Raw genomic sequence first — 25271 nt, forward strand, 5'->3', positions numbered from 1 at the left:
AGTCCGCGATGTCCTCGGTCGTTTCCGGTCCCGCGCTCGCCGACGAGCCGGGCCTTGGCGCACTCACGCTGCCGGGTTTCCTGCGCGAAGTGACCGCGCGGTACAGCGAACGCGAAGCACTGGTGCTCGGCGAAACGCGCTGGACGTACGGGGAGTTGTGGGAACGCGCGCTCGAAGTCGCGCGGGCGCTGCGGGCGTGCGGGCTCGGCAAGGACGGCCGGGTCGGCGTGCTGATGACCAACCGGCCGGAATGGCTGGCCGCGGTGTTCGGAGCTTCGCTCGCGGGCGGCGTCGCCGTCACGCTCAGCACCTTCTCCACCCCGGCAGAACTCGACCAGCTGCTCCGGACTTCGTGCGTTTCGGTGCTGTTGTTCGAGAAAACGGTACTGAAGAAGGACTTCTCCGCCATGCTCGACGAGTTGGAGCCGCGGATCGCCACTGCGGCGCCCGGCTCACTGCGTTCGGCGAGGTACCCGTTCCTCCGCGATGTCGCGGCGTTCGGCGACGAGTCCTGGGCCGCTTTCCTCGCGCGAGGCCGGAACGAGCCGCGTGAGCTGGAGCTACCCGTGCATCCCAGCGACGCGGGCGTGCTCTTCTTCTCGTCCGGCTCCACGAGCAAGCCGAAGGGGATCCTGAGCGCGCATCGCGGCGTATGCATCCAGCTGTGGCGGTTCCGGCGGATGTACGGGTTCGGCCCGGAGGACACGGTCCGGTGCTGGACGGCCAACGGCTTCTTCTGGTCCGGTAACTTCGGCATGGCGATCGGCTCGACGCTGGCCGGCGGGGGATCCCTTGTCCTGCAACGGACCTTCGACGCCGCCGAGGCGCTGGCGCTCATGCAGTCCGAGCGCGTGACCTTCCCCGTGGCCTGGCCGCATCAGTGGGCGCAGCTGCAGGCCGCGCCGAACTGGGACAGCGTGGACCTGAGCAGCCTGCGGTTCGTGGACTCCGACACCGCGCTCGCGCGGCATCCCACGGTGTCGTCGAACTGGTCCGAGCCGGGCCACGCCTACGGCAACACCGAGACGTTCACGATCACGACGGGCTACCCGGCGAACACCCCGGCGGAAGTGCACGCCGGCAGCAGCGGCGTGCCGCTGCCCGGGGTGACGGTGAAGATCGTCGACCCGCTCGGCGGCTCCGTCGTACCCCGGGGCGGGCGCGGCGAGATCTGCGTCAAGGGCCCTACGCTCATGCTCGGCTACGTGGGCACGCCGTTGGACGAAACCCTTGACGCCGAAGGGTTCTTCCGCACCGGCGATGGCGGGTATCTCGACGGCGACGGCCGGTTGTACTGGGAGGGCAGGCTCACCGACATCATCAAGACCGGCGGCGCGAACGTCTCGCCGCTGGAGGTGGACGAGGCGCTCGTGAGCCATCACGGGGTGAAGTTCGCCCGCACGGTCGGCCTGCCGCACGAGACGCTCGGGGAGGTCGTCGTCGCGTGCATCGTAGCCCACGACGGCGCCGGCCTGACGGGCGAGAACGTCCGCGCGTTCCTGAAGGAGCGGCTCGCCAGCTACAAGGTGCCGCGTCAGGTTCTGTTCTTCGAGGAGTCGGAGATAGCGCTTACGGGCAGCGCGAAGATCAAGACAAGCGACCTGCGGGAGCTGGCGGCCAAACGCCTCGATACCGCTCACTGAGCCGCCTCCGGTGCATCGCGGGCGAGCCGAACAACGAACGATTCAGCGTGGCGCGCTTGAGAAACGCGTGCACCCCGCTCTCCCACGTGTAGCCGATCCCGCCGTGTAACTGCATCGCCTTGCCCACGATGTCCACCGCCGCCGCACAGACATAGGACTTCGCCATCGCCGCCTCGACGGACCCACCGCCCACGGCCGCCTCGACGAGTTTCCCGGCCACGCGCAGCTGCACGTACATATCGGCGCAGGCGTGCTTCACCGCTTGGAAGGACCCGATCTTGCGCCCGAACTGCTCGCGTATCCCGGCGTAGGCGACGGTCGCCTCCAGCATCGCTTCGCTGAGCCCGAGGCTGTCGCACGCGACGGCAACGGCGGCCCGGTCACGCAGCAGCTGCAGGGGCTCAGGGACGGCGAAGCGCAGCACTGACGACACGGCGGCTTCGTCCGCTACAACCCGCCCGAAGGAGCGCGTGCCGTCCACCACCGGCTGTTCGGTCACACTCAGCGCGTCGGCCACCACGAGACCTTCCGGCGCCGGGAGCAGGAAGCATCCCGCGCTGGGCGCGTCGAGCACGAACTCCGCCGAGCCGGACAGCCGCGCGCCCTCCACACGGAAATCACCGTCCAGCACGAGAATCGGGATCACCCGGCCCGCACCCGTTTCCCGCAACAGCTCGTCTCGGACCGGCTCGGGCTCCACGAGATTGAGCGCCGCCACGGACAACGCGACCGCCGGATACGGGCCGCGCGCCGCCGCACGGCCCAGCTCCCGCAGCACGACCGCGACCTCGGCGAAGCCCGCGCCCGCGCCGTCGAACTTCTCCGGGACCTCGAGGCCCGGCCAGCCCGCTCGCGTCACCTGCGCCCAGCCGACCTCGCCCGCGAGCACGTCACGCGCCGTCGCACGCAACTCGTCGTGGAACTCCGCGAAGTCCGTCACGACGCCGGCTCCCGGGGCAGGCCGAGGCCGCGCTCGCCGATGATGGTGCGCTGGATTTCGCTGGTACCACCGGGAATCGTCCACTCCCACGAGCCGACGAAGTCCAGCACCCACGCACCGGACTCCCACCCGCTCGACGCCGATCTGTGCAGCTCGGCCTGCCCGGGCAGCCCCGCCACCTCCGCCCCGAAGTCCGTCATCCGCTGCAGCAGTTCGCTGTAGTACAGCTTGACCACCGACGCGTCCGCCGGGCCCGGATCGTCCGTCGCCACCAGCTCCGCGCACAACGCGCGCAACCCGGCCAGCTCCGTCTCCAACATCGCGAGCCGGTCGGCCACCACCGGATCGTCCAGCGGCGCGCACAGCTGCACGATCCGCCGGAATCCCTGGTTTCCCAGGCGCTCGGCCAGCTCCAGCATGGTCATCCCGCGCTCGGCGCCCAGCGTCCGCTGCGCCACCTGCCAGCCCGCGTTCTCCGGGCCGACGAGATTCGCGGCCGGGATCTCGACGTCGTTGAGGAAGATCTCGCAGAAATGCGATTCCCCCGTCGCCTGGCGGATCGGGCGCACGTCGAGGCCGGGCGTGGTCATGTCCAGCAGGAAGTAGGAAATCCCGTGGCGCTTCGGCGCTTCCGGATCGGTGCGGGCGAGGAGCAAGCACCAGTCGGCGTGCGCTGCGCCGCTCGCCCACAGCTTCTGCCCGTTGACGACGTACGCGTCCCCCTGCTTCCGCGCGGTCGTGCGAAGCGCGGCGAGGTCGGAGCCTGCGCCAGGCTCGGAGAAGCCCTGGCACCAGATCTCGCCGTCGAGGATCGCCGGGAGGTGCCGCTTGCGCTGCTCGTCCGTCCCGGCCGCGAGCAGCGTGGCCGCGGCGTGGTGGATCGCGACGAAAGCCAGCACCAGCCGGGGCGCGTCGTGCGCGGCGAGCTCGGAGTACAGCACGATCTGCTCGGGGACGGACATCCCGCCGCCCCATTCCGCCGGCCAGTGCGGCACGGCGAAACCGGCGGCCCGCAGCTCCTGGAACCATTCCTGCTGGAACCGGACGAACTCCTCGTCCGGCACCTGCCGCCAGTCGTCCGGGATGTGTGTGCGGCACCACTCGCGGACCTCCGCGCGAAACTCAGCCCGCATCGGTCACCAGCGTCAACTCACGCAGCGTCGCCGAGAGCCCGAGCGGGAGCCGCCGCAACGGCAGGCTGTACCGGGAAAGCCAGGAAAGCGTTGCCTCGTCACAGAACCCGATCGCCCCGTGCAGCTGGTGCGCCACCCGGAACACCGCCTCCGCCGCCTCGACGGCCGCCAGCCGGAGCCCCAGCGCGTCCTCGAACGCCGACTCCTGTCCGGTTTGGACATTCCACAACGCGTGCTTGGCCAGTATTTCCACCCCGCCGCGCTCCACCTCCGCGTCGGTGAGATGGAACTGCACGCCCTGGAACTTCGCCAGCGGCTGCCCGAACTGCTCACGCATCAGCACGTGCGCGCGAGTCAGCTCGAGCGCCCTGTCGAGCATCCCGAGCAGCGTCCAGCATGGCAGGACCAGGCCGAGCGCCACGTCCTTCGCCCCGTTTTCGTCGAGCGGCTCGCACGCCAGCCGCGTGACGAAAGCCGACGTGCGCGGCGGCTCGCCCGGCAGGGCTTCGGCACGGGACCGGCTGCCGCCCAAGGTCACCGCCGCCCACCGGAGATCGAGCCCGGCGATCGGACCGGCGGGGGCGGAAACCGCGACCACGACCAGCCCGTCCACCTCCAGATCCGCAGGCCGCGCAAGGCGTTCCGCCACCGGATAGGGCAGCGCCCAGTACCCGGCGGCACGGCACAACGCGGCGGCTGCCTCCAGTTCGTCGGCTTTTCCGCGGGGTTCGAGCTGCCACGCGCCGAGCTCGTCGAGCACCGGCGCCACAATGCTTTCGCGCTTCTCGGGTTCCGCCTCCGTCAACTGGACCAGCGTGTCCCCGCCCGCGGCGTCGATCGCCCGGCGCGCCTGGCGCCCGTACTCGAGCGCTTCCCCGCTCAGCTCGATGTTCATGAGCCGCTCAGCAGTGCCCGGGCCAGCAGGATCCGTTGTATCTCCAGGCTTCCCGAGGCGACGGTGGCGGACTGCGAGTAGCGCCAGTGCTCGTCCACCTCGCGACGGAAACGCTCGGCGGACTCCCTCGCGTACGCGGCGATTTCGACGAGCACCTCGGCACTGTCCTGATCGAGCCTCGTGACCGCTATCCGGTACGCGGCGGCGTCACCGGGTTGCACCTTTCCCTCGCTCTGCAAGGAGACCACGCGGTACGCGAGCAGCCGGGCGCGGCGGCAGTGGGTGAGCATCCGCGCGCGCCTCGCGCGCAGCTCCTGCGGGACCTGCTCCCAGCGCGCACCGAGCGCCGACGGCGCGGCCCGCAACAGACGCTCACAGCGGGCGTACCGGGCGATGCCGACCCGTTCGAACGCCAGCACCTCCTGCACCACGCGCCACCCGTCGTCCACCGGGCCGAGGACGTCCGCCTCCGTGACGGCCAGGTCGTCGATGAAGACCTCGTTGAGGTGGTGCGGGCCCATCATGCTGCGGATGGGGCGGACCTCGATGGCCGGATCGGACATCGGCACGAGGAAGATCGTGAGGCCCTGCTGCTTCCGCTCGCCCTTCGAGGTGCGCGCCAGCAGGAAACACCACTGCGCCAGCGCGGCGTACGAAGTCCAGATCTTCTGGCCCGTGATGCGCCAGCCGTCACCGTCGCGGCGGGCGGCGGTGCGCAGCGAGGCCAGGTCCGAACCGGAGTCCGGCTCGGAAAACCCTTGGCACCAGATCACTTCGCCGCCCGCGATGGGCGGGAGATGCTTGCGCTGCTGAGCGGGCGTGCCGTGCCGCATAATGGCCGGGCCCACCCAGTTGACCCCCATGTACTGCGCGCCGCGGGGCTCGTGATGCGCCCACATCTCCTCGCGCACCACCGTCTGCTCCCACACCGAAGCGCCGCGGCCGCCGAACTCCTCGGGCCAGGCGAGGCACAGCAGGCCGCGTTCCGCGAGCAGGCGGCAGAACCGTTGCGCCGCCTCGAAATCGGCCGGATCGCCGGTGAAAGAGCCGAGGAAGTCCGGGGGAACGTGCTCCTTCACCAGCCGGCGAAGTTCACCCCGCAGCGACGAGGCGGCCCCACCCATCGCGAAGTCCATGACCCCACGGTACTTTAAATCCTGGCAAGGATAGCAATACTTGAATGATCGAGGCGTGCTGACTAGGCTGCGCGCATGGACGAAGGGTTTCGCCCGTGACGAATGCCCCCCGCGGCCGGGTCACCCAGCGCCGCATCGCGGAGACGGTCGCGGCGGAACTGCGCACCCGGATCCTCGCCGGCACCGAGGACTACCGGCTCCCCACCCAGGACCAGCTGGTCAAGGATTTCGGCGTCAGCTACCCCTCGGTGCGTGAGGCGCTGCGGATCCTGGAGACCGAAGGGCTGGTCACGGTGCGCCGCGGCAACGTCGGCGGCGCCGAGGTGCACCGGCCCGACGAATGGTCGGCGGCGTACCACCTCGGGCTGGCGTTGCAAGGCGCCCGGGTCACGCTCGGCGATCTCGCCGCGAGCCTGCGGATGCTGGAACCGCTGTGCGCGGCCGAATGCGCGCGCCGCGAGGATCGCGCCGAGACGGTGGTGCCCGCGCTCACCGCGAACATCGAGGCCTCCCTCGCCGTGGTCGGGGACGGGGTGGCGTTCACCCAGACGGCTCGGGAGTTCCACGAACTCGTCGTCGAGCACACTCCGACGGCCACGGTGCGCTACGTGATCCGGAGCCTCGTCACCCTGTGGTCGGCGCAGGAGGAGGCCTGGGCGGAGCGGATCACGAGGCGCGGCGGATACCCGTCGGAGGCCGAGGCGCAGGAGGCCGTCCGCACCCACCGGCGGATCGCGCAGAAGATCGCGGCCGGTCGCGCCACGGAGGCGGAACGCTTGTACCGCAAGCATCTCGTCGCCACCCAGGCCATCGTGCTGGACCGCTTCGACGACGGGATCGTCAACGCCTCCAGCGCCATGCAAGCCCTCCGCGGCCAACGCTCGCAGCTCTGATCCAGTAGCTCACACCCTCTCGCCGCCAGCCGGCGTGTTCGCCCCTCCCGCGGGCGTGTTCGCCCCTCCCGTGCGCGAGCTGGCCGTTCCCGCTGGCGTGTTGGCCGTTCCCGCTGGCGTGTTGGCGGCTCCCGCTGGCGTGTTGGCCGCTCCCGCAGGCGTGTTGGCGGCTCCCGCAGGCGTGTTTGCCGCTCCGGTTCGCGTGTTTGCCCCTCCGGTTCGTGAGTTGGCCGCTCACGTTCGCGTGTTGGCCGCCCCGCCAGGCCCGCATCGGCCGCCTCGTTCCCGCGTGCGTGTTTGCCACCGCCGGCGGCCAATACACCAACCCCCCACGGCCAACACACCAACGCCGGGAGCCAAATCGCGCGCGGGAACGGCCAACACGCGGGGTACGGGGGTTCCCGTCTGCGCGGCTATCCTTACAAGGATGGTAATACTTGAGTTTTCGGGGTGTGGGAGCCTACAGTCTCCTCGATGAGAGGCGGATTCTCCGCCAGTGCATACGGACATCGAGGTACCCACACCCCAGGAGGCCGCACCTTGAACCAAGGGGCGCGCTACACCAGCACATCACCCGGCCTCGCCGACGGATGGAGCCTCCACCGGCTCACCCCGCCCAGCAGGCTGTTCGGCGCCAACGGCCTGCGCGCCGGACCGGACGGCCGCGTCTACGTCGCCCAGGTCACCGGCAGCCAGATCAGCGCACTCGACCTCGCCACCGGCGAGCTGGAAACGGTCAGCGCCAAGGGTGGCGACATCATCGCGCCCGACGACGTGGCCTTCGACTCGCGCGGCAACCTCTACGCCACCGAGGTGATGGACGGGCGCGTCAGCGTGCGCGGGGCGGACGGCCGCACCCGCGTGCTGCGCGACGACCTGCCCAGCGCGAACGGCATCACGGTCCACCGGGATCGGCTGTTCGTCAACGAATGCCGCGTCGGCGGCAGGCTGCTGGAGCTGTTCCCGGACGGCGGCGAGCCGCGGATCCTCGCCGAGAACCTGGCCATGCCCAACGCGATGGAGGCCGGCCCCGACGGGCTCCTCTACTACCCGGTCATGGGCACCAACGAGATCTGGCGCATCCACCCCGACGGCGGCGAGCCGGAACGCGTCGCGGCCGGGCTCGGCGTGCCCGACGCCGTGAAGTTCGACGCCGCGGGCCGCATCGTCTCCACCCAGGTGCAGACCGGCGAGGTGCTGAGCATCGACCCGCGCAGCGGCGAAAGCACCGTGCTCGCCACCGTGAGCCCCGGCCTCGACAACCTGACCTTCGCCGGAGACCGCCTGTTCGTCTCGAACTTCACCGGCCAGATCACGGAAATCCTCGGCGACGGCAGCACGAGCGCCACATTGCCCGGCGGGCTGAACTGGCCGCTGGACCTGACCGTCGACGAGGACGGCACCCTCTGCATCGCGGACGGAACGTACTTCTACGTCGTGGGCGAAGACGGCCTGGCCACCCTCGGAATGCTGTTCTCCGAAGGCTATCCCGGGTTCATCCGCGGCGTGGTCGCGCACTCCCCTGGCGAATTCCTGGTCACCACCTCGAACGGCGAGGTCACCCGCTGGCGCCCGGGCAGCAACGAGAGCGAGGTCCTGGCCCGGGGATTCGACCAGCTCTACGGCATCGCGGTCTCGCCTGCGGGGAGCGTCGTGGTCACGGAAACCGGCACCGGGCGGGTACTCGGCGTGCGGCCCGGGGAGACCGACGAGCTCGCGTCCGGTCTCGACGAACCCATCGGGGTGGCGTTCGCGGCGGACGGCACCTGCCTCGTCGCGGAGGCCGGGGCCGGGCGCATCGTCGCGGTCACCGGGGCCGGCGCCGACACCGTGGTCGACGGATTCGAGACACCGCAAGGGATTCTGGTCCGTGAGGGCGTCCTCTACGTCGTCGACGCCGGCGCGAAAGCGCTCGTCGGCGTCGACCTCGAAAGCAAGGCTCGGCACAAGATCGCCGACGGCCTGCCGGTCGGCGCGCCGCCCGGGGTCAGGCCGAAACCCCTGAAGGGGCTGCCGCCGTTCTCCGGTCCGCAGGGCCCGTTCGCGGGGATCGCCGCCGGGCCGGACGGCACGCTCTACGTCTCCGCCGACGCCGATGGCAGCGTGCTCGCGCTGCGGAAGGCGAGGTGAACCCGGTGCCGGATTTTCTTGGCCTGCAAGGACGTTCGATCATCGTCTCCGGGGCGGCGGGCGGCGGCATCGGCACGGCGGTGATGACGATGGCCGCGCGCGCCGGGGCGACCGTCGTCGCGGTGGGCCGTTCCCCGGAGAACCTCGAAAAATACGTCCCTCCCCTGGTGGCCGAAGGGCTTTCGGTCGTCCCGGTCGTCGCGGACGCGAGCACCGACGAAGGCATCGCCGCGATACTGGAGGAAGCCCGGAAGGGCGAGCTGTACGGGCTCGTCAACGTCGCCGGTGGCGCGGCGCCCGCCACCTGGATGCCCGCCACCCGCGTCACCCGCGAAGACTGGCGCGCGCTGTTAACGCAGAACCTGGAAACGATGTTCTTCCTCAGCCAGGCGGTGGCGGCCGAGCTGAAAACCCGGGGCCGCCCGGGGTCGATCGTCTCGATCTCCTCGATCAGCGGGATGAACACCGCGCCCTTCCACGTCGGGTACGGCACGGCGAAAGCGGCGCTGGTCGCGGCGACCCGCACGATGGCCGTGGAACTTGCCCTCGACGGCATCCGCGTGAACGCCGTCGCGCCGGGCGTCACCGAGACACCCGCTTCCGGCACGTACGTCGACCAGGACGCGGAACGCGACCGCCGTGCCATCGCGATGGGACGCCGCGGCCGTCCGGAGGAACAGGCCGGGGCCATCCTCTTCCTGCTTTCCGAACTGTCGAGCTACATCACGGGGCAGACGATCCTGGTGGACGGCGGCCTCGATCTCAAGTGGACACACCTCGGCGCCGACAACACCTCACTCTTTCTCAAAGACGAGGCGTTTCGCGCCGCCATCACCCGCTGACCAGGAGTTGCCATGACCGGGACAGTCCCTGCCGAAGCCTTCACGGAACCACTCACGATCGGCGTCGAGGCCTACATCTCGGAGGACTACGCCCGCGCGGAGCGGGACAAGCTCTGGGCGAAGGTGTGGCAGCAGGCCGGCCGCGTCGAGGAACTGCCCAAGGTGGGCGACTTCCTCACCTACGAGATCATGGACGACTCCGTGCTCATCGTGCGCACCGCGCCGGACAGGATCCGCGCGTATCACAACGTCTGCGCGCACCGTGGCCGACGACTTGTCGACACCGGCCCGCAGGAGAACCAGGGCCGCGGTTTCTGCCGTCAGTTCGTCTGCGGTTTCCATGGCTGGCGCTACGACCTCGACGGCCGCAACACCCACGTGCCCGAGCGCGAAGACTGGGCCGGTTCGCTGACCGAACACAACGACGGCCTCAAACCGGTGAACGTCGACACCTGGGGCGGCTGGATCTGGATCAACCTCGACCCGGACTGCGAACCGCTGCGGGACTACCTCGAACCGGCCGCGAGCCTGCTCGAACCGTTCCACCTGGAGAACATGCGCTACCGGTGGCGGCGCTGGCTGGTGTTCGACTGCAACTGGAAGGTCGCCTTCGAGGCGTTCATGGAGACCTACCATGTGCCCTACACCCACCCCGAGTTCATGAAGTTCGGCGGGTTCCTCGGCTGGGCGAGGGCGCAGGGCAAGCACAGCAACATCGGCTACGACGCGCCGAAGGGCATGGAGGAGAACCAGGCGAAGCTGCGTCTCGGCACCGGCCCCGACGCCCGCCTGTCCACCATCGAACTGCAGAACTTCACCTGGGAGAACGCGAACACGAACACCACCAGGACGCTGGTGGACGCGGCGCGGCGGCTGATCGACGAGCTGCCCGAGGGCACCCCGCCCGGCGAGGTCCTGCGGCACTGGCTGGACTCGGCCCGCCGCGACGACGCCGCACGCGGCGTGATCTGGCCGACCGTGGACGCCGAAACCGTGGCCAAGAGCGGCACGGCGTGGCAGATCTTCCCCAACTTCCAGATCGGGCACGCGCTGAACAACATGCTCTGCTACCGGTTCCGCCCCTACGGCCACGACCCGGACAAGTGCATCTTCGAAGCCGCGGTGTACGAGCTGTTCCCGCCCGGCGAGGAACCGAAGACGCGCTGGGAGTACACACCGCAGGACGACCCAGGCTGGCGCACCGTGCTGCCCCAGGACTTCTCCAACATGGCTGCCGTCCAAAAAGGACTCAAGTCCCGCGGCTTCCCCGGCCCCAAACCGAATCCGTACCGCGAACGCAGCATCGTCAACCTGCACCACAACCTGGCCAGGTACCTGGGTACCGGCGAACCGCGAGAGCTGGCCTGAAACATGGAGCACTGCGCACCCACCGAGACTCCCGACGTCGATCGCGACGCCCTGCGGGCGAAGTACCTGGCAGAGCGGGACAAACGGCTACGGCCCGAGGGCCAGCAACAGTATCTGGAAGCCGAGGACGAGTTCGCCGCGTTCTACGAGGAGGACCCGCACACCCCGGTGCAGCCGAGGGAGCCGATCACCGAGGACATCGAGGTGGTCATCCTCGGCGGCGGGTTCGCCGGCCTGATCGCCGCGCACCGGCTGAAGCAGGCGGGCGTGACCGGGTTCCGGATCCTCGAACTGGGCGGCGACTTCGGCGGCGTCTGGTACTGGAACCGCTACCCCGGCATCCAGGTCGACTCCGACAGCTACTGCTATCTCCCGCTGCTGGAGGAGACCGGCTACATCCCCAAGGAGAAGTTCTCCTTCGGCGACGAATGCTTCGAGCACGCCCAGCGCATCGCGAAGCAGTTCGGCTTCTACGACAAGGCGATCTTCCACACCCTGGCGCGTTCGCTGGAATGGGACGAGGAGATCCGGCGCTGGCGCATCGGCACGAACCGCGGCGACGACATCCGCGCCCGGTTCGTCGTGATGTGCCAGGGCCCGTACAACCGGCCGAAGCTGCCCGGAATCCCGGGTATCACCGGGTTCGATGGCCACACCTTCCACACGGCGCGCTGGGACTACGCCTACACCGGCGGCGACATGCACGGCGGCCTGGACAAGCTCGGCGACAAGCGCGTCGCGATCATCGGCACCGGCGCGAGCGGCGTCGGCGTGATCCCGCACCTCGCGCAGGCCGCCGAGCATCTCTACGTGTTCCAGCGGACGCCGTCGTACATCTTCGAACGCGGCGACCGCGCGACGGATCCCGCCTGGGCCTCGTCGCTGGAGCCGGGCTGGCGGGCGGAGCGGCAACGCAACTTCCACAACGCCGCCTTCGCGTTCTACTCCCCCGGTGAACCCGACCTGATCTGCGACGGCTGGACGGAGGTCGCCCGCAACCTGGCCGCGAAGCTCAACGCCACCAACGGGTGGGCCGAGCTGACCGTGGAAAAGCTCCTGGAGTGGAAGGAACTCGAGGACTACCGGGCGATGGAACGCGTCCGCCGCCGGGTGGACCGGATCGTCGAAGACCCGGAAACGGCGGAGAAACTCAAGCCGTACTACCGCAACATGTGCAAACGGCCGTGTTTCAGCGACAACTACCTGCAGGCGTACAACCGGCCGAACGTCAGCCTCATCGACGTTTCGGCGACGAAAGGCGTCGAGCGCATCACCGCGCGCGGCGTCGTCGCGGACGGGGTCGAGCACGAGGTCGACTGCATCATCTTCGCGAGCGGGTTCGAGATCACCACGTCACTCGACCGCCAGCTCGACATCCAGCCGTTCGCCGGGCGCGACGGCCGCTCGCTCTACGACCACTGGGGCCGCGGTTTCCGCACCCTGCACGGGATCATGGCGCACGGGTTCCCGAACCTGCTGTTCACCGGGTTCATCCAGGGCGGCGTCACCGCCGCCACCACGCTGATGTTCGAGCAGCAGGCCGACCACATCGCCTACATCCTCAAGGAGGCCCAGTCCCGCGGGCTCACCGTGGTGGCGCCGACCGAGGAAGCCGAGGAGGAGTGGGTGCGCGCCATCCGGGCGAACGCGGTCGACAACAGTACTTTCGTCACCGAATGCACGCCCGGCTACTACAACAGCGAGGGCGAGCCGAACGGCCGCTCGTTCCTGGGAGACCCGTTCTGGGGCGGCTTCTACGAGCTGGAGAACCTGCTCAGCGCGTGGCGCGAAACCGGTGAGCTGGCCGGGCTGGACAAGGGATGACCGCCGGACTCCGCTACGACGGCCGGGTCGCGGTGGTCACCGGCGCGGGCCGTGGCCTCGGCCGCGCGTACGCCCGGCTGCTCGCCTCGCGCGGCGCGAAGGTGGTGGTCAACGACCCTGGCGTCAGCATGGACGGCAACGGCGCGGACGCCGGGCCCGCGTCCGACGTGGTCCGGGAAATCACGGCGGACGGCGGCGAAGCCGTTGCCTGCACGGAATCCGTGGCCACCGCCGAAGGAGGCCGCGGGATCGTCTCGTCCGCGCTGGACCACTACGGGCGCCTCGACATCCTCGTGCACAACGCCGGAATCGTGCGCTCCGCGCCGTTGACGGAAATGACGTACGAGGACTTCGACGCCGTGCTGGACGTGCACCTGCGCGGCGCCTTCCACGTTGTCCGCCCGGCGTTCCCGGTGTTGCGCGACGCGGGTTACGGCCGGGTCGTGCTGACGTCCTCGATCGGCGGCCTCTACGGCAACCAGGGCGTGGCCAACTATGCGGCGGCGAAGGCCGGCATCGTCGGACTGTCCAATGTGGTCGCTCTCGAAGGCGCGGCTTGCGGCGTGCGGTGCAACGTCATCGTGCCCGCCGCGCTGACGCGGATGGCCGCGGGGATCGACACTTCGGCCTACCCGCCGATGGAACCCGAGCTGGCGGCGCCCGTCGTGGGCTGGCTTGCGCACGAGTCCTGCACGATCACCGGGGAGATGCTGGTGTCGATCGCCGGCCGGGTGGCGCGGATGTTCCTCGCCGAAACCCCTGGCGTGTACCGGCCTTCGTGGTCCGTCGAGCAGGTGGCCGAGGACCTCGGCGCCATCCGTGACACCGGCGCGCCCTGGATCCTGCCCGTCGTCCCGTCCGCCCACGTGGACCACATCCGCCGGAGTTTCGCGATCGCCACGGAGGAAGAACAGCATGTCGGTTAAGGTCTACGAACGGATCCTGCAGCTCTTCGAGGCGGAGGGCATCAGCACGCTCTTCGGCATCCCGGACCCGAACTTCGTGCACCTGTTCCACCTCGCCGAGGAACGCGGCTGGCGCGTGGTGTCGCCGCATCACGAGGAGTCGGCGGGTTTCATGGCGGAGGCGGTCTCCCGCATGACCGGCAAGCCCGCGGTGTGCATCGGCACGCTCGGCCCTGGCATCGCGAACCTGGCCGGGGCCATCATGTGCGCCAAGGTGGAGAACTCGCCGGTGATCTTCCTCGGCGGGCAGCGGGCGCGGATCACCGAGCAGCGGGTACGGCGCGGGCGGATCCAGTTCGTCCAGCAGGCCGGGCTGGTCGAGCCTTCGGTCAAGTACTCCGCGAGCATCGAATACGCCGACCAGACCGACGAGATCATCCGGGAAGGGCTTCGCAAGGCGCTTTCCGGTACGCCGGGCCCGGTGTACATCGAGTACCCGGCGCACGTGATCCAGGAGGAGCTGGACGTGCCGCCGGCGCTGCCGCCCTCGGCGTACCGGCTGGTCGGGCAGACCGCGGGGCCGGACAAGATCGCCGAAGCCGCCGCGTTGATCGGGGCCGCGAAACAGCCGATTCTCCTGGTGGGGCACGGAGTTCACACCGCTCGCGCCGGCGAATCGGTGAAGGCGCTGGCCGATCTGATGGCCTGCCCCGTGATCCAGACCTCGGGCGGGACGTCGTACATCGCGGGACTGGAGGACCGCACCTTTCCGTACGGTTTCTCCCCCTCGGCGGTCGAAGCCGTGGTGGGCTCCGATCTCTGCGTCGCGCTCGGCACCGAACTGGGCGAACCTGTCCACTATGGACGGGGGCGGCACTGGGTGGAGAACGAGGCGAACCGGAAATGGGTGCTCGTCGAACAGGATCCCGCCGCGATCGGGGTGAACCGGCCCGTCGACGTCCCGCTCGTCGGCGATCTGCGCGCGGTCGTCCCGCAGCTGACCGAAGCGCTCGCGCCACGCAAACCGGTGCCGCGGCTGGAAAACTGGATCAAGCAGGACGCGGATCGGCTCGCGGAGCTGGCGGAGTCGGCGCCGTCCGGGAGGTCTCCCGTGCATCCAGCGCGGCTGGCCGTCGAGGCGACGAAGGTGTTCCCGGCGGACGGCATCATGGTGCGCGACGGCGGGGCCACCACGATCTTCGGCTGGACGTACTCGCAGGCCAAACCGCACGACGTGGTGTGGAACCAGAACTTCGGCCACCTCGGCACCGGGCTCCCCTACGCTGTCGGCGCTTCGGTGGCCGACGGCGGCGAACGGCCCGTCATGCTCGTCACGGGCGACTCGTCGTTCCTGTTCCACGTTGCCGAGTTGGAGACGGCCGCGCGGCTGCGGCTGCCCCTCGTGTGCGTGGTGGGCGTCGACTACGCCTGGGGGCTCGAAGTCGGTGTCTACAAACGGACTTTCGGCGCCGGCTCGCGGGAGACGGGCGTGCATTGGAGCACGGAAACGCGTCTGGACAAGGTGGCCGAGGGCTTCGGCTGTCACGGTGAGTACGTCGAGCGCGACGAGGACATCGCCCCGGCCATCAAACGCGCTTACGCCAGCGGCAAGCCCGGGGTCGTGCACGTGGTAGTGGACCCGAAGGCGAACTCGGAGGAGATGCCGAGCTACGCCGAGTTCCGGACCTGGTACGCGGAAGGGATGCAGTGACCATGCGCAAATACCTCAGGTTCTACATCGATGGCGAGTGGCTCGAGCCCGCGGAGCAGCGAGTCGCCGAGGTCGTCAACCCCGCGACCGAGCAGGTGTGCGGCCGGGTGGCGATGGGCTCGGCGGCGGATGTGGACAGCGCGGTCGCCGCGGCGCGCGCGGCGTTCCCCGGCTGGTCGGCGAGCACGGTGCCGGAGCGGCTCGACCTGCTGCGGAACATCCAGGCGGAGTACGGCAAACGGGCCGGGGACCTGGGCGCCGCGCTGACCGAGGAGATGGGCGCGCCGACCGCGCTGGCCAACGGGTTCCAGGTGAACCTCGCGGCCGGGCACCTGGCGAAGGCCGTCGAGGTGCTCGAAAAGTTCCCGTTCTCCGAGCAGCGCGGCGCGACGCTCGTGGTGCGCGAGCCGATCGGGGTCTGCGGGCTGATCACGCCGTGGAACTGGCCGATGAACCAGATCGCGGTGAAGGTGTTCCCGGCGCTGGCGACCGGCTGCACGATGGTGCTGAAACCGTCCGAGAACGCACCCTTCACCGGGCAGATCTTCGCGGAAATCCTTGCTGCCGCCGGGGTTCCGGCCGGGGTGTTCAACCTCGTGCACGGCGACGGGCCCGGCGTCGGGGTGCCGCTCTCGCGGCATCCGGGCGTCGATCTGGTGTCCTTCACCGGTTCCGTGCGGGCGGGTGTCGAGGTGGCGAAGAACGCGGCGCCGACCGTGAAGCGCGTGACGCAGGAACTCGGGGGCAAGAGCCCGAACATCGTGCTCGACGACGAAACTTTCGCGGCGAACGTGGCGACGGGCGTCACGTCGATGATGGTCAACTCCGGGCAGACCTGCAGCGCGCTGTCGCGCATGCTCGTGCCCCGAGCGCGGATGGCCGAGGCCGTGCGCGTCGCGCGGGAGGCCGCCGGCCAGGTGACCGTCGGGGATCCGCTGGGCGATGCCGCGGTGGGGCCGGTGGTTTCGGCGGTGCAGTACGACAAGATCCAGGCGTTGATCCAGAAGGGCATCGACGAGGGCGCGACCCTCGTGGCGGGTGGCACCGGTCGGCCGGAGGGGCTGACGAAGGGCTGCTACGTCCGGCCCACGGTCTTCGCCGACGTCACGAACGACATGACCATCGCGCGCGAGGAGATCTTCGGGCCGGTGCTCACGATCCTCGGGTACGACAGCATCGACGACGCCGTGGAGATCGCGAACGACACCGAGTACGGGCTGGCGGGCAACGTGGCGGGCGCGGACTTGGAGCAGGCTCGCGCCGTGGCGCGCCGGATCCGGGCGGGCTGGGTCTCGATCAACGACGCCTTCGACTTCGGCTGCCCCTTCGGCGGCTACCGCAAGAGCGGCAACGGCCGCGAGTGGGGCGAGTTCGGGTTCGACGACTACCTGGAGACCAAGGGAATCCTGGGCTACGACGATGCAGCCGCGTAAGGCCGTGCCGGACAGGGGCGCCTTACCCACCACGGAGAAACTGACCGAGACCGTCGGCGCGGAGGTGTTCGGCGTCGATCGCGAGCGGCTGTGGGACGACGAAGAGCTGCCGGCGGCGTACCTGGCCGCGCTCGAAGAACATGGCGTGCTGGTGTTCCGCGGCCTGCACCTCGACGGCGCGCTCGACGAAACCCCGGCGCGTGCCTCGGTGATGACGGCGCAAACCGTCGCGGAGCGGGGGGAAACCGAGTTCGCCAGTACCTACGCCGCCTACGAAAGCCTTTCCCCAGCGGAAAAGAGCGCATCGCCGGGTTGCGGGTGGTGCACACCTTCGAGGCGATCCAGCGCCGCACGTACCCGAACCCCACGCCCGCGCAGGAGGCCGAATGGGCCTCGCGGCCGGTGCGGGAGCATCCGCTGGTGTGGCGGCACGAGTCGGGGCGGCGCTCGCTGGTGTTCGGCGCGACCGCTTCCCACATCGACGGCATGGGCCGGTCCTTGCTGGACGAACTGGAAAACCGTGCCACCGCACCGGATCGCGTGCTGCGCTACCGCTGGTCTGCCGGGGACACGGTGATGTGGGACAACACCGGCCTGGTGCACCGAGCCTGCGCCTTCGACCGCGGCCGCCCGCGCCGGATGCACCGCACGACCCTCGCCGGCCGCGAACCGATCCGAATGAACCGGAGGACTCCATGACCCGCACGGCAATCGTCACCGGGGGCGCTTCGGGGATCGGCGGCGCGATCGCCCGGCGGCTCGCCGCGGACGGGGCCACCGTCGCGATCTTCGACCTGACCGGGGCCGACACGGCCGCGGCGGCGATCGAGGAGGCCGGCGGCAAGGCGACGGGCCTCGCTGTCGATGTCTCCGATCAGCCCGCTGTGACCGAAGCGGTGGCCGAGGTGCGGGCGCGGCTCGGACGGCCGGCGATCCTCGTGACCAGCGCCGGGGTGACCGTCGACGGCCCTTTCCTGGACCTGTCCGCGGAGACCTGGGAGCGCGTGCTGACCGTGAACCTCACCGGGACTTTCCATTGCTGCCAGGCGGTGTTGCCGGACATGATCGCCGAAGGCTGGGGCCGGATCGTCACGATCTCGTCTTCGAGTGTCCACAGTGGAGCGGCGCGGATGGCGGCCTACGTGGCGTCGAAATCCGGCGTCGTCGGGCTCACGAAGGTGCTGGCGTTGGAGTTCGGCAGGCACGGGATCACGGTGAACACCATTCCGCCCGGGTTCATCGACACCCCCATGCTGCGCGGGACCGAGGAGCGCGGCTCGCTCGACGTGGCGTTACAGACGGCGAAGACACCTGTCGGCCGCATCGGCACGCCCGAGGACATCGCCGCCGCCTGCGCGTTCCTGGTGAGCGAGGAGGCGGGGTACGTCACCGGGCAGGTGCTCGGCGTGAACGGCGGGCGGAACACCTGAGCCGTCACCGGACGGGCAGGTGGGGCACCAGCTCGTCCTCCGGCTCGATCTCGAAGGAGCGCAGCGCCATCGCCAGCATCGCGTAGGTGCCGACGGTGAAGACCAGGTCCATCAGCTGCCGCTCGTCGAACTCCCCGGCGAGCACCCGCCACGTCGGGGCGGTGATTTTCCCGCCGCCGAGCAATTCGTCGACCGATTTCAGCAGCGCCGTGTCCCGCTCCGGCCAGCCCGACGACTCCGAGCCTTCCGCTATTCGCGCTATTTCCTCGTCGGTGAATCCGGCTTCCCTCGCGAGAAGCGTGTGCTGCGCCCATTCGTAATCGCATTGACGGACCGCAGCGACCCGCAACACGAGCAGCTCCCTGTCCCGCCGCGAGAGCGTGGAGCCGTTGAGCACGTGACCGTTGAAGGCGAGAAAAGCCTTGCTGAGACCGGGATAGCGCGCCATCGTGCCGAGCAGGTTCGCCCCCGCGGGACGGCTTTCGTCCAGCACCCCGCCGCGCGCCGCCGAGCGGAAACCGACGATGAACTCCGCCATTTCCGCCGACCAGTCCGATTGCGGCAAGGGTGTTATCCGGGCCATCGCCAGCGACTCCCCAAATTCGGTGAATTCCGGTTTCAGGAAAGGATATCAGTGCGCGGCGTCGCGGGGCAATGAATTCAATCGCGGACAGCATCTTGGCGGCGGGCCCGGCGAGGCGTTCAATGGAGGGAACGACCCCGGCGCCGGGAGGTGGCGACATGAGCGAACGAGAGGATTTCCTCACCTGGGTCCACTCCCGGCTGAGGGAGGCGGAGATCGCCATCCACAACGGGGACGCGGGGCCCCGGCGGGCGATCTGGTCCGCGCGGGAGCCCGTGACGGTACTGGGCGCATGGAAGAACGTCGTCGGCCAGGAGGCGGTGGGGAAGCTGTTCACGCTGCTGGAGCAGGGCTTCTCGGACTGCAAGTCGTACGAGTTCGAGGTGCTCGCGGCGGACGTGGTCGGCGACACGGCCTACACGGTCGGTTACGAGCACACCGAGGCTTCCTTCAACGGTGAGCCGCGCAAGTACGTCCTGCGCGCGACGCAGATCTACCGCCGCGAAGGTGGAGAGTGGAAAGTCGCCCACCGGCACGCCGACACGATGCCGGCGAACGACTGGGCCTGAGCGAGGCCGGAGAAACGCCCCGGAGAGCGACGAAAACCTGAGCAGGCCGGGAAATCGCCCACCGGCCCGGGGACCGATCAACCCCGGACTTCACCCCCGCACGGCCAAATCCACCGCCGTCCACGCCATCGCCACCGCACCCTCCACCACCGCACGATCCGCCGCCTCCGAAATCGCGGCGGCCGCGAACTCCGGCTGGTGGTTCGCCGCGGGCAGGCAGTCCAGGCCGAGCATCGGGTGGATCGTCGGCACGTGGTGCGAGACGTTGCCCATGTCCGTGGCCGCTCCGGCGAAATCCGCCTGCTCCGGGAAGACCCGCCCCGCCGCGATGGCGTTCGCGCGGTAGAGGGCCAGCAGGTCCGCGTCCGAGCGCAGGTCGAGGTAGTCCGGCGCGGGCTGGCTCGTGGTCAGCTCGCACCCGGTCGCCACCGCACCGGCCTCGAAGCACCGCAGCACGCGGGTTTTCAACGACGCCAACGCTTCCGCCGTGTCCGAGCGCACGATCCACCGTCCCCGGCTGCTGTCCGGGATCACGTTCGGCGCGGTGCCCGCTTCGGTGATGACGCCCGAAATCCGCTCCACGGGCCGGGTTTGCTGCCGCAGCAGGCCGATCGCCGTCTGCGCGACGATCGCGGCATCGGCGGCGTTCACCCCGCTCTCCGGGTACGCGCCGGCATGCGCGGGTTTGCCGCGATAGGCGATGTCGAACTGCGACACCGCCGTCCCGGGCATCGCGGCCACCTCGACCGGCGCCGGATGCACCATCATCGCCGCGTCCAGGCCGTCGAAAGCGCCGCGCTCGAGCATCAGGATCTTCCCGCCGCCGCCCTCCTCGGCCGGGGTGCCGAGCACGGTGACCGTCAACCCCAGATCGTCGGCGACCCTGGCGAGACCGGCGCCCGCACCGACAGCGGCCGCCGCGATGATGTTGTGACCGCACGCGTGCCCGAGGTCCGGCAGCGCGTCGTATTCCGCGCAGATCCCGACGTGCACCGGCCCGGAACCGATGGTCGCGTGGACGGCGGTGGGCAGGTCGTAGCAACCGTGCCGCACCTCGAACCCCGCCGCGGCCAGCTCGTCCGCCACCCAGCCGCTCGCGCGGACCTCTTCGAACGCCGGCTCCGGATGCGCGTGGATCCGGTGGGACAACTCAAGGAGCCGCTCAGTCCGCCCCTGGATCTCTTGCCGCACAACGTCTTTCACGACACCTGCCAGCCCGCCGCGAAATGCACCGAGGCGGGCCGGGTGGCCGCGTCATACGCCGCGCGCGCTCCCGTGGCGCCCATGCCACTCTCGCCCGCGGGCTCGTACAACCGTTCCGGGCCGCCGCCCTGCCACTGGTTCACCCACAGCACCCCGGCCGGGATACGCCCCGCCGCCGCCACGTGGGCCTCGTCGTTCGAGTAAACCGTTGCGGCCAAGCCATAACGCGACCGCGACGCCCGCTCCACGCCCTCCTCGAAGGAGTTCACCACGGCCACCGGCGCGACCGGGCCGAACGTCTCCTCCCGCATGATCAGCATCGAATCCTCCACTCCGGTCAGCACCGTCGCCGGGTAGAAAAACCCCGGACCGTCCGGCGCCTCTCCGCCTGCGCGCACCGTCGCGCCCTTCGCCACCGCGTCCGTCACATGCCGGTGCACGAGGTCGCGCTGACGCCCGTCGACCAGCGGCCCCAGCACATCCCCGGCTTGGTAGCCCGCGGCCTCGGCGACCAGCGCTTCGACGAACGGCTCGGCCACATCCGCGTGCACGTAGATCCGCTCCATCGACGTGCAGATCTGCCCGGTGTTGACGAAAGCCCCGAAGGCCACGGCCTTCGCGGTGGCGACAGGATCCACGTCCGCGTCGACGAGCACCGGGTCCTTGCCGCCGAGTTCGAGCACCGACCGGTGCAGCCGCTCCCCCGCCGCGGCCGCGATCTTCCGCCCCGACGCGACCGACCCGGTGAAATGCACGAGCTGAACGTCCTCGTGCGCGGCGAGCGGCGCTCCCGCCCGCGCGTCACCGAGCACCAGGTTCACCACCCCGGCCGGGAGCGAGAGCAGTTCGAACAGCCGCGCCGTGGAGTACGGCGAACGCTCCGAAGGCTTGACGACGACGGTGTTTCCCGCGGCCAGCAAGGGACCCAGCGCGCCGAGCACCATCGTCACCGGGAAGTTCCACGGCGTGATCACCGCGGTCGCGCCCAGCGGATGCCGCACGATCCGCGTCGAACCGCCGCCGGGCTGCGGGACGGTTTCCTCGAAGGCGTAAGACAAAGCTTGTTCCGCGGCCGCCTTCAGCCCGGCCACCGCGCCGTCGATGAAGGTGCGGCCGATGCCGGCCGGCTTGCCCATCTCCTGGCGTTCGAGCTCCGCCAGCTCGTCCGCGTGTCCGGCAACGACGCCGGCCCACGCCTGGATCTGCCGCACGCGCTCGGCAACCGGCAGCGCGGCCCAGTCCGGTTGCGCGGCCACCGCGGCTTTGACGGCCGAGTCGGCGTCCGCCACCGAGCCCGCCGGGAACCGGGCGATCACCTCCTCCGTGGCCGGGTTCACCAGTTCGAGCAGTTCGTCGCCACGAGGGTCGGCCCAGGCGCCGCCGACGAAGTTCCGCAGGGTCTTCATCCGTGCTCCTTCAGATCCGGTCGGCCATGAGCTCGCCGGTCATGATCGCTGCGAGATTGGTGTTGGCCCTGGGCACGGAGGGGAAGATCGACGCGTCGACCACGCGCAGCCCCTCCGTCCCGAGCACCTGGCAGGACGGGTCGACGACCTCGCCCATGCGGCAGGTGCTGGTGCCGTGCTGAGCGTCCACAATGGTCTGGAGCAGGTAGTCGTCGAGCTTCGCGTCGTCGTCCAGCACGGCGAACAACGCCTCGTTCTCGCGCTCGATCGACCCGTCGACGAACTCGGCGGTCTCGGCGCTCCGGCCGAGCTCGACCATCGCGCGCACACCGATCCGCAGCCGCGCCAGATCACGCTCGTCGGACAGCATCCGTTCGCGCACCAGGGGTTGCGCCGTCGGGTCCGCGGAAGTGAGCGTGAGTTCGCCACGGGAATGGCTGTGGTTGAGCCAAACCCCGTACGCACCCGCGCCCGCGCCGGTGTCCGCGTTCGCCATGGCCAGCACGTTCTGGTTGTTGGACACGAACATCAGGTCGCCCGGAACCTCGCCGGAGGAGAACCGGACGCAGACGTTGGTGTGCCGGTCGTGCGGGGACTTGATGGCGGCGGCCACGGTCAACGGCAGCGACAGCAACGCCATCCCGTGGTCCTGCATCCCGCGGCCCACCGGCAGGTCGGCGCGGACGTCGATGCCGAGCACGCGCAGCTCGGCGGCGGGCCCGATCCCGGACCGCAGCAGGATCGCGGGCGAGTGGATCACGCCGGCGGAGAGCACCACCGTATCGGCGTACTCGGTGGTGACCGCGCCACCGGAGACGATGCTCACCCCGGTGGCGCGGTCACCTTCGAAGAGCACCTTGTCCACCAGCGCGTCGCCGCGGATGACCAAAGTGGACAGTTCGCGGTTCGGCTCCAGGTAGGCGTCGTTGACCGAAACCCGCCGCCCGGCACGGGAGTTGATCGGATACGGCGAAACCCCGGTGGCGTCCGGCGCGTTGACGTCGGGCGCCCACTCATAGCCGGCGGCCAGCGCGGCACTGGCGAGCGCCTTGTCGACACCGCCCCAGTTCTCCCGCGGCATCCGGAAGATCGGCGTCGGCCCGCCCCGGCCGTGGTACGGCTCGTCGCCGAACTCCTCGTCGTCCTCGAGCTTCGCGAAGTACGGCAGCACGTCCTCCGGCGCCCAGCCGGGGATCGCCCAGTCCTCGTAGTCGGCCATCGGCGGGCGGATCGCGATCTGGCCGTTGATCGAGGAGCTGCCGCCCGGGCCCTTGCCCCGCCAGTACGGCGCCTGCCGCTGTTTTTCCGTCCGCGCGGAGTCGACGCCTTCCCAGACCACGCCGGTGACCGCCGTCGGGTCGAGCAGCGCGACGATCGGGTTCGGTGAGCGCCACGCTTCGTGCATCTGCGCCGAGCGGTAGTCCGTCCCGGCTTCGAGCAGCAGGACGCGCTTCCCGAGCCGCGCGGACCGGGTCGCGAGCGCGGCTCCCGAAGATCCCGCGCCGACCACGATGAGGTCCCAGCCTCCGTTGACCATGTTCACCTCTCCGACCGAGTGCGCCCGCCCTGTGGCCCGCGCCACCGCATTGCCGGTACGATGCTGCACGAGTCAATGTTCAGTCAAGAGTGAATTTTCATTTTTTTCTGATCGAACGTGAGGTGATGATGGCCCGACCGGCCGACGAAGCGGGTTCCGCGGTCGAGGACAGCCTGATCGAGGATTTCGGCGTGCACATCGGCCGCGCGATGGGCTGGCCGCCGATGGCGGGCCGCGCCGGCGCGGTGCTGATGCTCAGCGAAGCGCCGATGACGCTCGCCGAACTGCAGGAAGCGCTCGGCGCGAGCAAGGGCTCGGTGTCGGAAACCACCCGGCTGCTCATGGTCAACGGCACCGTCGAGCGGTACAAACCGGCAGGCAGCAGGCAGTTCGTGTTCCGCTGGCGGGACGACGCGTGGATCGGCTGTCTTCGCCACCAGCTCGACGCGACCACGCAGCTGCTCACGCTCGCCGAGAACGGCTACGCGCGCGCGGACAGGCTGCCCGGCACGCAGCGCAAGCGTTTGCGGCAGATGCGGGCCTACTACCGCTTCATGGTGCGCGAACTCGAAGGCCTGCTCGCCGAATACACCCGCCAGTGGGAGGCCGACGGGCCCGGCCGTTCCTGACGGCCCGACGCCCCGGCGCGTCCTGATGGACAATGGCGGGACGGGCCGAACGAGGAGTGGAGGCGAAAGGCATGAAGGTTTTCCTGCTCGGGGCGGCTGTCGGGTATGTGCTCGGCGCGCGGGCGGGCCGGGCGCGGTACGAACAGATCGTGCGCACCTACCGGACCGTCGCCGACCATCCGATGGTGCAAGGTGCCGCCGGGGTGGTGCGCGCGAAGGTCGGTGAGAAGGTGGGCGGCAAGATTCCGTTCGGGCGCAACGGCCAGCGGCTCAGCGAGCCCGCGGGGTCAAACGCCTGACCGGGCCACCACGAAGATCCGGCGGAACGGGAACCAGGTGGTGCCGTCGGGGCGGGGCGGATAGGCCTCGTCCAGCCGTTTCGCCAACGCGGCACGGAAGCTCTGCCAGTCCGGCTCGGGCAGCGCCGCCCGGACCGGACGCAGGGCGGTGCCGGAAATCCATTCCAGCACGGCGTTCTCTCCGGAAAGGCGCTGGGCGTACGTGGTCTCCCACGCGTCCACCACGCAGCCCTCGTTCGCCAGCAGCTCGGCGTACTCCAGGGGTTCGCCCACGGCGTCCTCGCCGCGCAGCTCCACTTCGGGAGCGAGCTCGGCGGCCAGCCGGCGCGTGAGGACGTGCGACGGCGCGTCGAAGTTGCCCGGCACCTGCATCGCGAGCCACGCGCCCGGCGGAAGCCGGCGCACCCACCGGCGCAACAGTTCGCGGTGGTCGGGCACCCACTGCAGCACGGCGTTGGTCACCACGACGTCGGTGTCCGGCTCGGGCGTCCAGTCGTGCACGTCGAGCAGGCGTGCGTCGACCCCGGCCGCCCTCGCGGCGGCCACCATCTCCGGCGAACTGTCCGCGGCCTCGATCCGGGCGCCGGGCCAGCGTTCACCGAGCGCGGCGGTGAGGTTTCCGGGTCCGCAGCCCAGGTCCACCACCCGCCGCGGCGCCTCCGCGCCGATGCGGCCGATCAGGTCGTAGAAGGGGCGTCCCCGCAGGTCCGCGTAGTCGAGATACTTCGCCGGGTCCCACACAGTACGAGCGTACTGCTAGGG

23 protein-coding genes are annotated in these 25271 nt (G+C 70.0%); 14 read left to right on the forward strand and 9 right to left on the reverse strand.

The features are described from left to right. The first annotated feature begins 8 nt into the window (after window positions 1–8). Window positions 9–1643 (forward strand): class I adenylate-forming enzyme family protein, encoded by a 1635-nt coding sequence (locus FPZ12_RS19365; RefSeq protein ID WP_144746779.1) that lies wholly within the window; start codon window positions 9–11, stop codon window positions 1641–1643. Here the strand turns inward: FPZ12_RS19365 and FPZ12_RS19370 are convergent. From FPZ12_RS19370 to FPZ12_RS19385, 4 genes are read right to left on the reverse strand one after another with little or no spacing between them, the layout of a single operon-like run. After that, the gene (locus tag FPZ12_RS19370) at window positions 1588–2583 is read right to left on the reverse strand and encodes an acyl-CoA dehydrogenase family protein (protein WP_144746777.1); all 996 of its coding nucleotides are present in this window, start codon (window positions 2581–2583) and stop codon (window positions 1588–1590) included. The two genes, FPZ12_RS19365 and FPZ12_RS19370, sit on opposite strands and share 56 nt — an antisense overlap. Further along, complete coding sequence (locus tag FPZ12_RS19375; RefSeq protein ID WP_144746773.1) at window positions 2580–3716, reverse strand: acyl-CoA dehydrogenase family protein; 1137 nt, start codon at window positions 3714–3716, stop codon at window positions 2580–2582. The genes FPZ12_RS19370 and FPZ12_RS19375 overlap by 4 nt, the downstream gene beginning before the upstream one ends. Further along, window positions 3706–4611, reverse strand: coding sequence for an acyl-CoA dehydrogenase family protein (locus tag FPZ12_RS19380; protein ID WP_144746771.1), 906 nt, complete (start codon window positions 4609–4611; stop codon window positions 3706–3708). Before FPZ12_RS19380 ends, FPZ12_RS19375 begins: the two co-directional genes overlap by 11 nt. Further along, a complete protein-coding gene (locus FPZ12_RS19385) occupies window positions 4608–5747 on the reverse strand; it encodes an acyl-CoA dehydrogenase family protein (protein ID WP_144746769.1) in 1140 nt (379 codons plus the stop codon). The genes FPZ12_RS19380 and FPZ12_RS19385 overlap by 4 nt, the downstream gene beginning before the upstream one ends. Window positions 5748–5842: 95 nt before the next feature. On the opposite strand from FPZ12_RS19385, the gene FPZ12_RS19390 reads away from it, so the two are divergent. The 10 genes from FPZ12_RS19390 (at window position 5843) to FPZ12_RS19435 (ending at window position 18283) form a co-directional block, all read left to right on the forward strand. Beyond that, a complete protein-coding gene (locus tag FPZ12_RS19390; protein WP_144746767.1) occupies window positions 5843–6640 on the forward strand; it encodes a FadR/GntR family transcriptional regulator in 798 nt (265 codons plus the stop codon). 540 nt (window positions 6641–7180) lie between these two features. Further along, window positions 7181–8770 (forward strand): SMP-30/gluconolactonase/LRE family protein, encoded by a 1590-nt coding sequence (locus FPZ12_RS19395; RefSeq protein WP_208025910.1) that lies wholly within the window; start codon window positions 7181–7183, stop codon window positions 8768–8770. Window positions 8771–8775: 5 nt separating this feature from the next. Beyond that, window positions 8776–9612: an SDR family NAD(P)-dependent oxidoreductase gene (locus FPZ12_RS19400; protein WP_144746763.1), complete on the forward strand. Its 837-nt coding sequence runs from the start codon at window positions 8776–8778 to the stop codon at window positions 9610–9612. Between the two features lie 12 nt (window positions 9613–9624). After that, complete coding sequence (locus tag FPZ12_RS19405; RefSeq protein ID WP_144746761.1) at window positions 9625–10980, forward strand: aromatic ring-hydroxylating oxygenase subunit alpha; 1356 nt, start codon at window positions 9625–9627, stop codon at window positions 10978–10980. 3 nt (window positions 10981–10983) lie between these two features. Then, entirely contained in the window at window positions 10984–12804 is a 1821-nt protein-coding gene (locus FPZ12_RS19410) for a flavin-containing monooxygenase (RefSeq protein ID WP_144746759.1), read from the forward strand. Beyond that, on the forward strand, window positions 12801–13730 hold the full coding sequence (locus FPZ12_RS19415; RefSeq protein WP_144746757.1) for an SDR family NAD(P)-dependent oxidoreductase: 930 nt from the start codon (window positions 12801–12803) through the stop codon (window positions 13728–13730). Before FPZ12_RS19410 ends, FPZ12_RS19415 begins: the two co-directional genes overlap by 4 nt. Next, the gene (locus FPZ12_RS19420) at window positions 13720–15420 is read left to right on the forward strand and encodes a thiamine pyrophosphate-binding protein (protein WP_144746755.1); all 1701 of its coding nucleotides are present in this window, start codon (window positions 13720–13722) and stop codon (window positions 15418–15420) included. Before FPZ12_RS19415 ends, FPZ12_RS19420 begins: the two co-directional genes overlap by 11 nt. 2 nt (window positions 15421–15422) lie before the next feature. Beyond that, window positions 15423–16853 carry an aldehyde dehydrogenase family protein gene (locus tag FPZ12_RS19425; protein WP_144746753.1) on the forward strand — a complete coding sequence of 477 codons (1431 nt, stop codon included), beginning with the start codon at window positions 15423–15425 and terminating at the stop codon, window positions 16851–16853. Window positions 16854–16943: 90 nt separating this feature from the next. Further along, window positions 16944–17552 carry a TauD/TfdA dioxygenase family protein gene (locus FPZ12_RS46480; protein WP_341771229.1) on the forward strand — a complete coding sequence of 203 codons (609 nt, stop codon included), beginning with the start codon at window positions 16944–16946 and terminating at the stop codon, window positions 17550–17552. Beyond that, entirely contained in the window at window positions 17549–18283 is a 735-nt protein-coding gene (locus FPZ12_RS19435) for an SDR family NAD(P)-dependent oxidoreductase (RefSeq protein ID WP_144746751.1), read from the forward strand. Before FPZ12_RS46480 ends, FPZ12_RS19435 begins: the two co-directional genes overlap by 4 nt. Window positions 18284–18287: 4 nt before the next feature. On the opposite strand, the gene FPZ12_RS19440 is transcribed toward FPZ12_RS19435, so the two are convergent. Next, window positions 18288–18866, reverse strand: a complete 579-nt coding sequence (locus tag FPZ12_RS19440; protein WP_144746749.1) for a carboxymuconolactone decarboxylase family protein — start codon at window positions 18864–18866, stop codon at window positions 18288–18290. A gap of 158 nt (window positions 18867–19024) precedes the next feature. Between FPZ12_RS19440 and FPZ12_RS19445 the strand changes: the two genes are divergently transcribed. Beyond that, a complete protein-coding gene (locus FPZ12_RS19445) occupies window positions 19025–19435 on the forward strand; it encodes a nuclear transport factor 2 family protein (protein WP_144746747.1) in 411 nt (136 codons plus the stop codon). A 90-nt stretch (window positions 19436–19525) separates the two neighbouring features. Here the strand turns inward: FPZ12_RS19445 and FPZ12_RS19450 are convergent, their stop codons facing one another. Genes FPZ12_RS19450 through FPZ12_RS19460 form a run of 3 tightly spaced genes read right to left on the reverse strand, consistent with a single transcriptional unit; the run spans window position 19526 to window position 23650 of the window. After that, entirely contained in the window at window positions 19526–20638 is a 1113-nt protein-coding gene (locus tag FPZ12_RS19450) for a M20 family metallopeptidase (RefSeq protein ID WP_166462825.1), read from the reverse strand. Further along, window positions 20635–22044 carry an aldehyde dehydrogenase family protein gene (locus FPZ12_RS19455; protein ID WP_144746743.1) on the reverse strand — a complete coding sequence of 470 codons (1410 nt, stop codon included), beginning with the start codon at window positions 22042–22044 and terminating at the stop codon, window positions 20635–20637. Before FPZ12_RS19455 ends, FPZ12_RS19450 begins: the two co-directional genes overlap by 4 nt. 10 nt (window positions 22045–22054) lie before the next feature. Beyond that, window positions 22055–23650, reverse strand: a complete 1596-nt coding sequence (locus FPZ12_RS19460) for a GMC family oxidoreductase (RefSeq protein WP_243769916.1) — start codon at window positions 23648–23650, stop codon at window positions 22055–22057. A gap of 56 nt (window positions 23651–23706) precedes the next feature. Here FPZ12_RS19460 and FPZ12_RS19465 point away from each other — a divergent pair, with 56 nt between their 5' ends. Both FPZ12_RS19465 and FPZ12_RS19470 read left to right on the forward strand, forming a co-directional pair. Beyond that, window positions 23707–24210: a GbsR/MarR family transcriptional regulator gene (locus FPZ12_RS19465; protein WP_243769917.1), complete on the forward strand. Its 504-nt coding sequence runs from the start codon at window positions 23707–23709 to the stop codon at window positions 24208–24210. Window positions 24211–24281: 71 nt separating this feature from the next. After that, entirely contained in the window at window positions 24282–24509 is a 228-nt protein-coding gene (locus FPZ12_RS19470; RefSeq protein ID WP_144746741.1) for a hypothetical protein, read from the forward strand. Here FPZ12_RS19470 and FPZ12_RS19475 read toward each other — a convergent pair. After that, complete coding sequence (locus FPZ12_RS19475) at window positions 24498–25250, reverse strand: trans-aconitate 2-methyltransferase (RefSeq protein ID WP_144746739.1); 753 nt, start codon at window positions 25248–25250, stop codon at window positions 24498–24500. The genes FPZ12_RS19470 and FPZ12_RS19475 overlap by 12 nt on opposite strands. Between the last annotated feature and the right edge of the window lie 21 nt (window positions 25251–25271).

The sequence above is a fragment of the Amycolatopsis acidicola genome (assembly GCF_007713735.2).
Taxonomy (GTDB): domain Bacteria; phylum Actinomycetota; class Actinomycetes; order Mycobacteriales; family Pseudonocardiaceae; genus Amycolatopsis_E; species Amycolatopsis_E acidicola.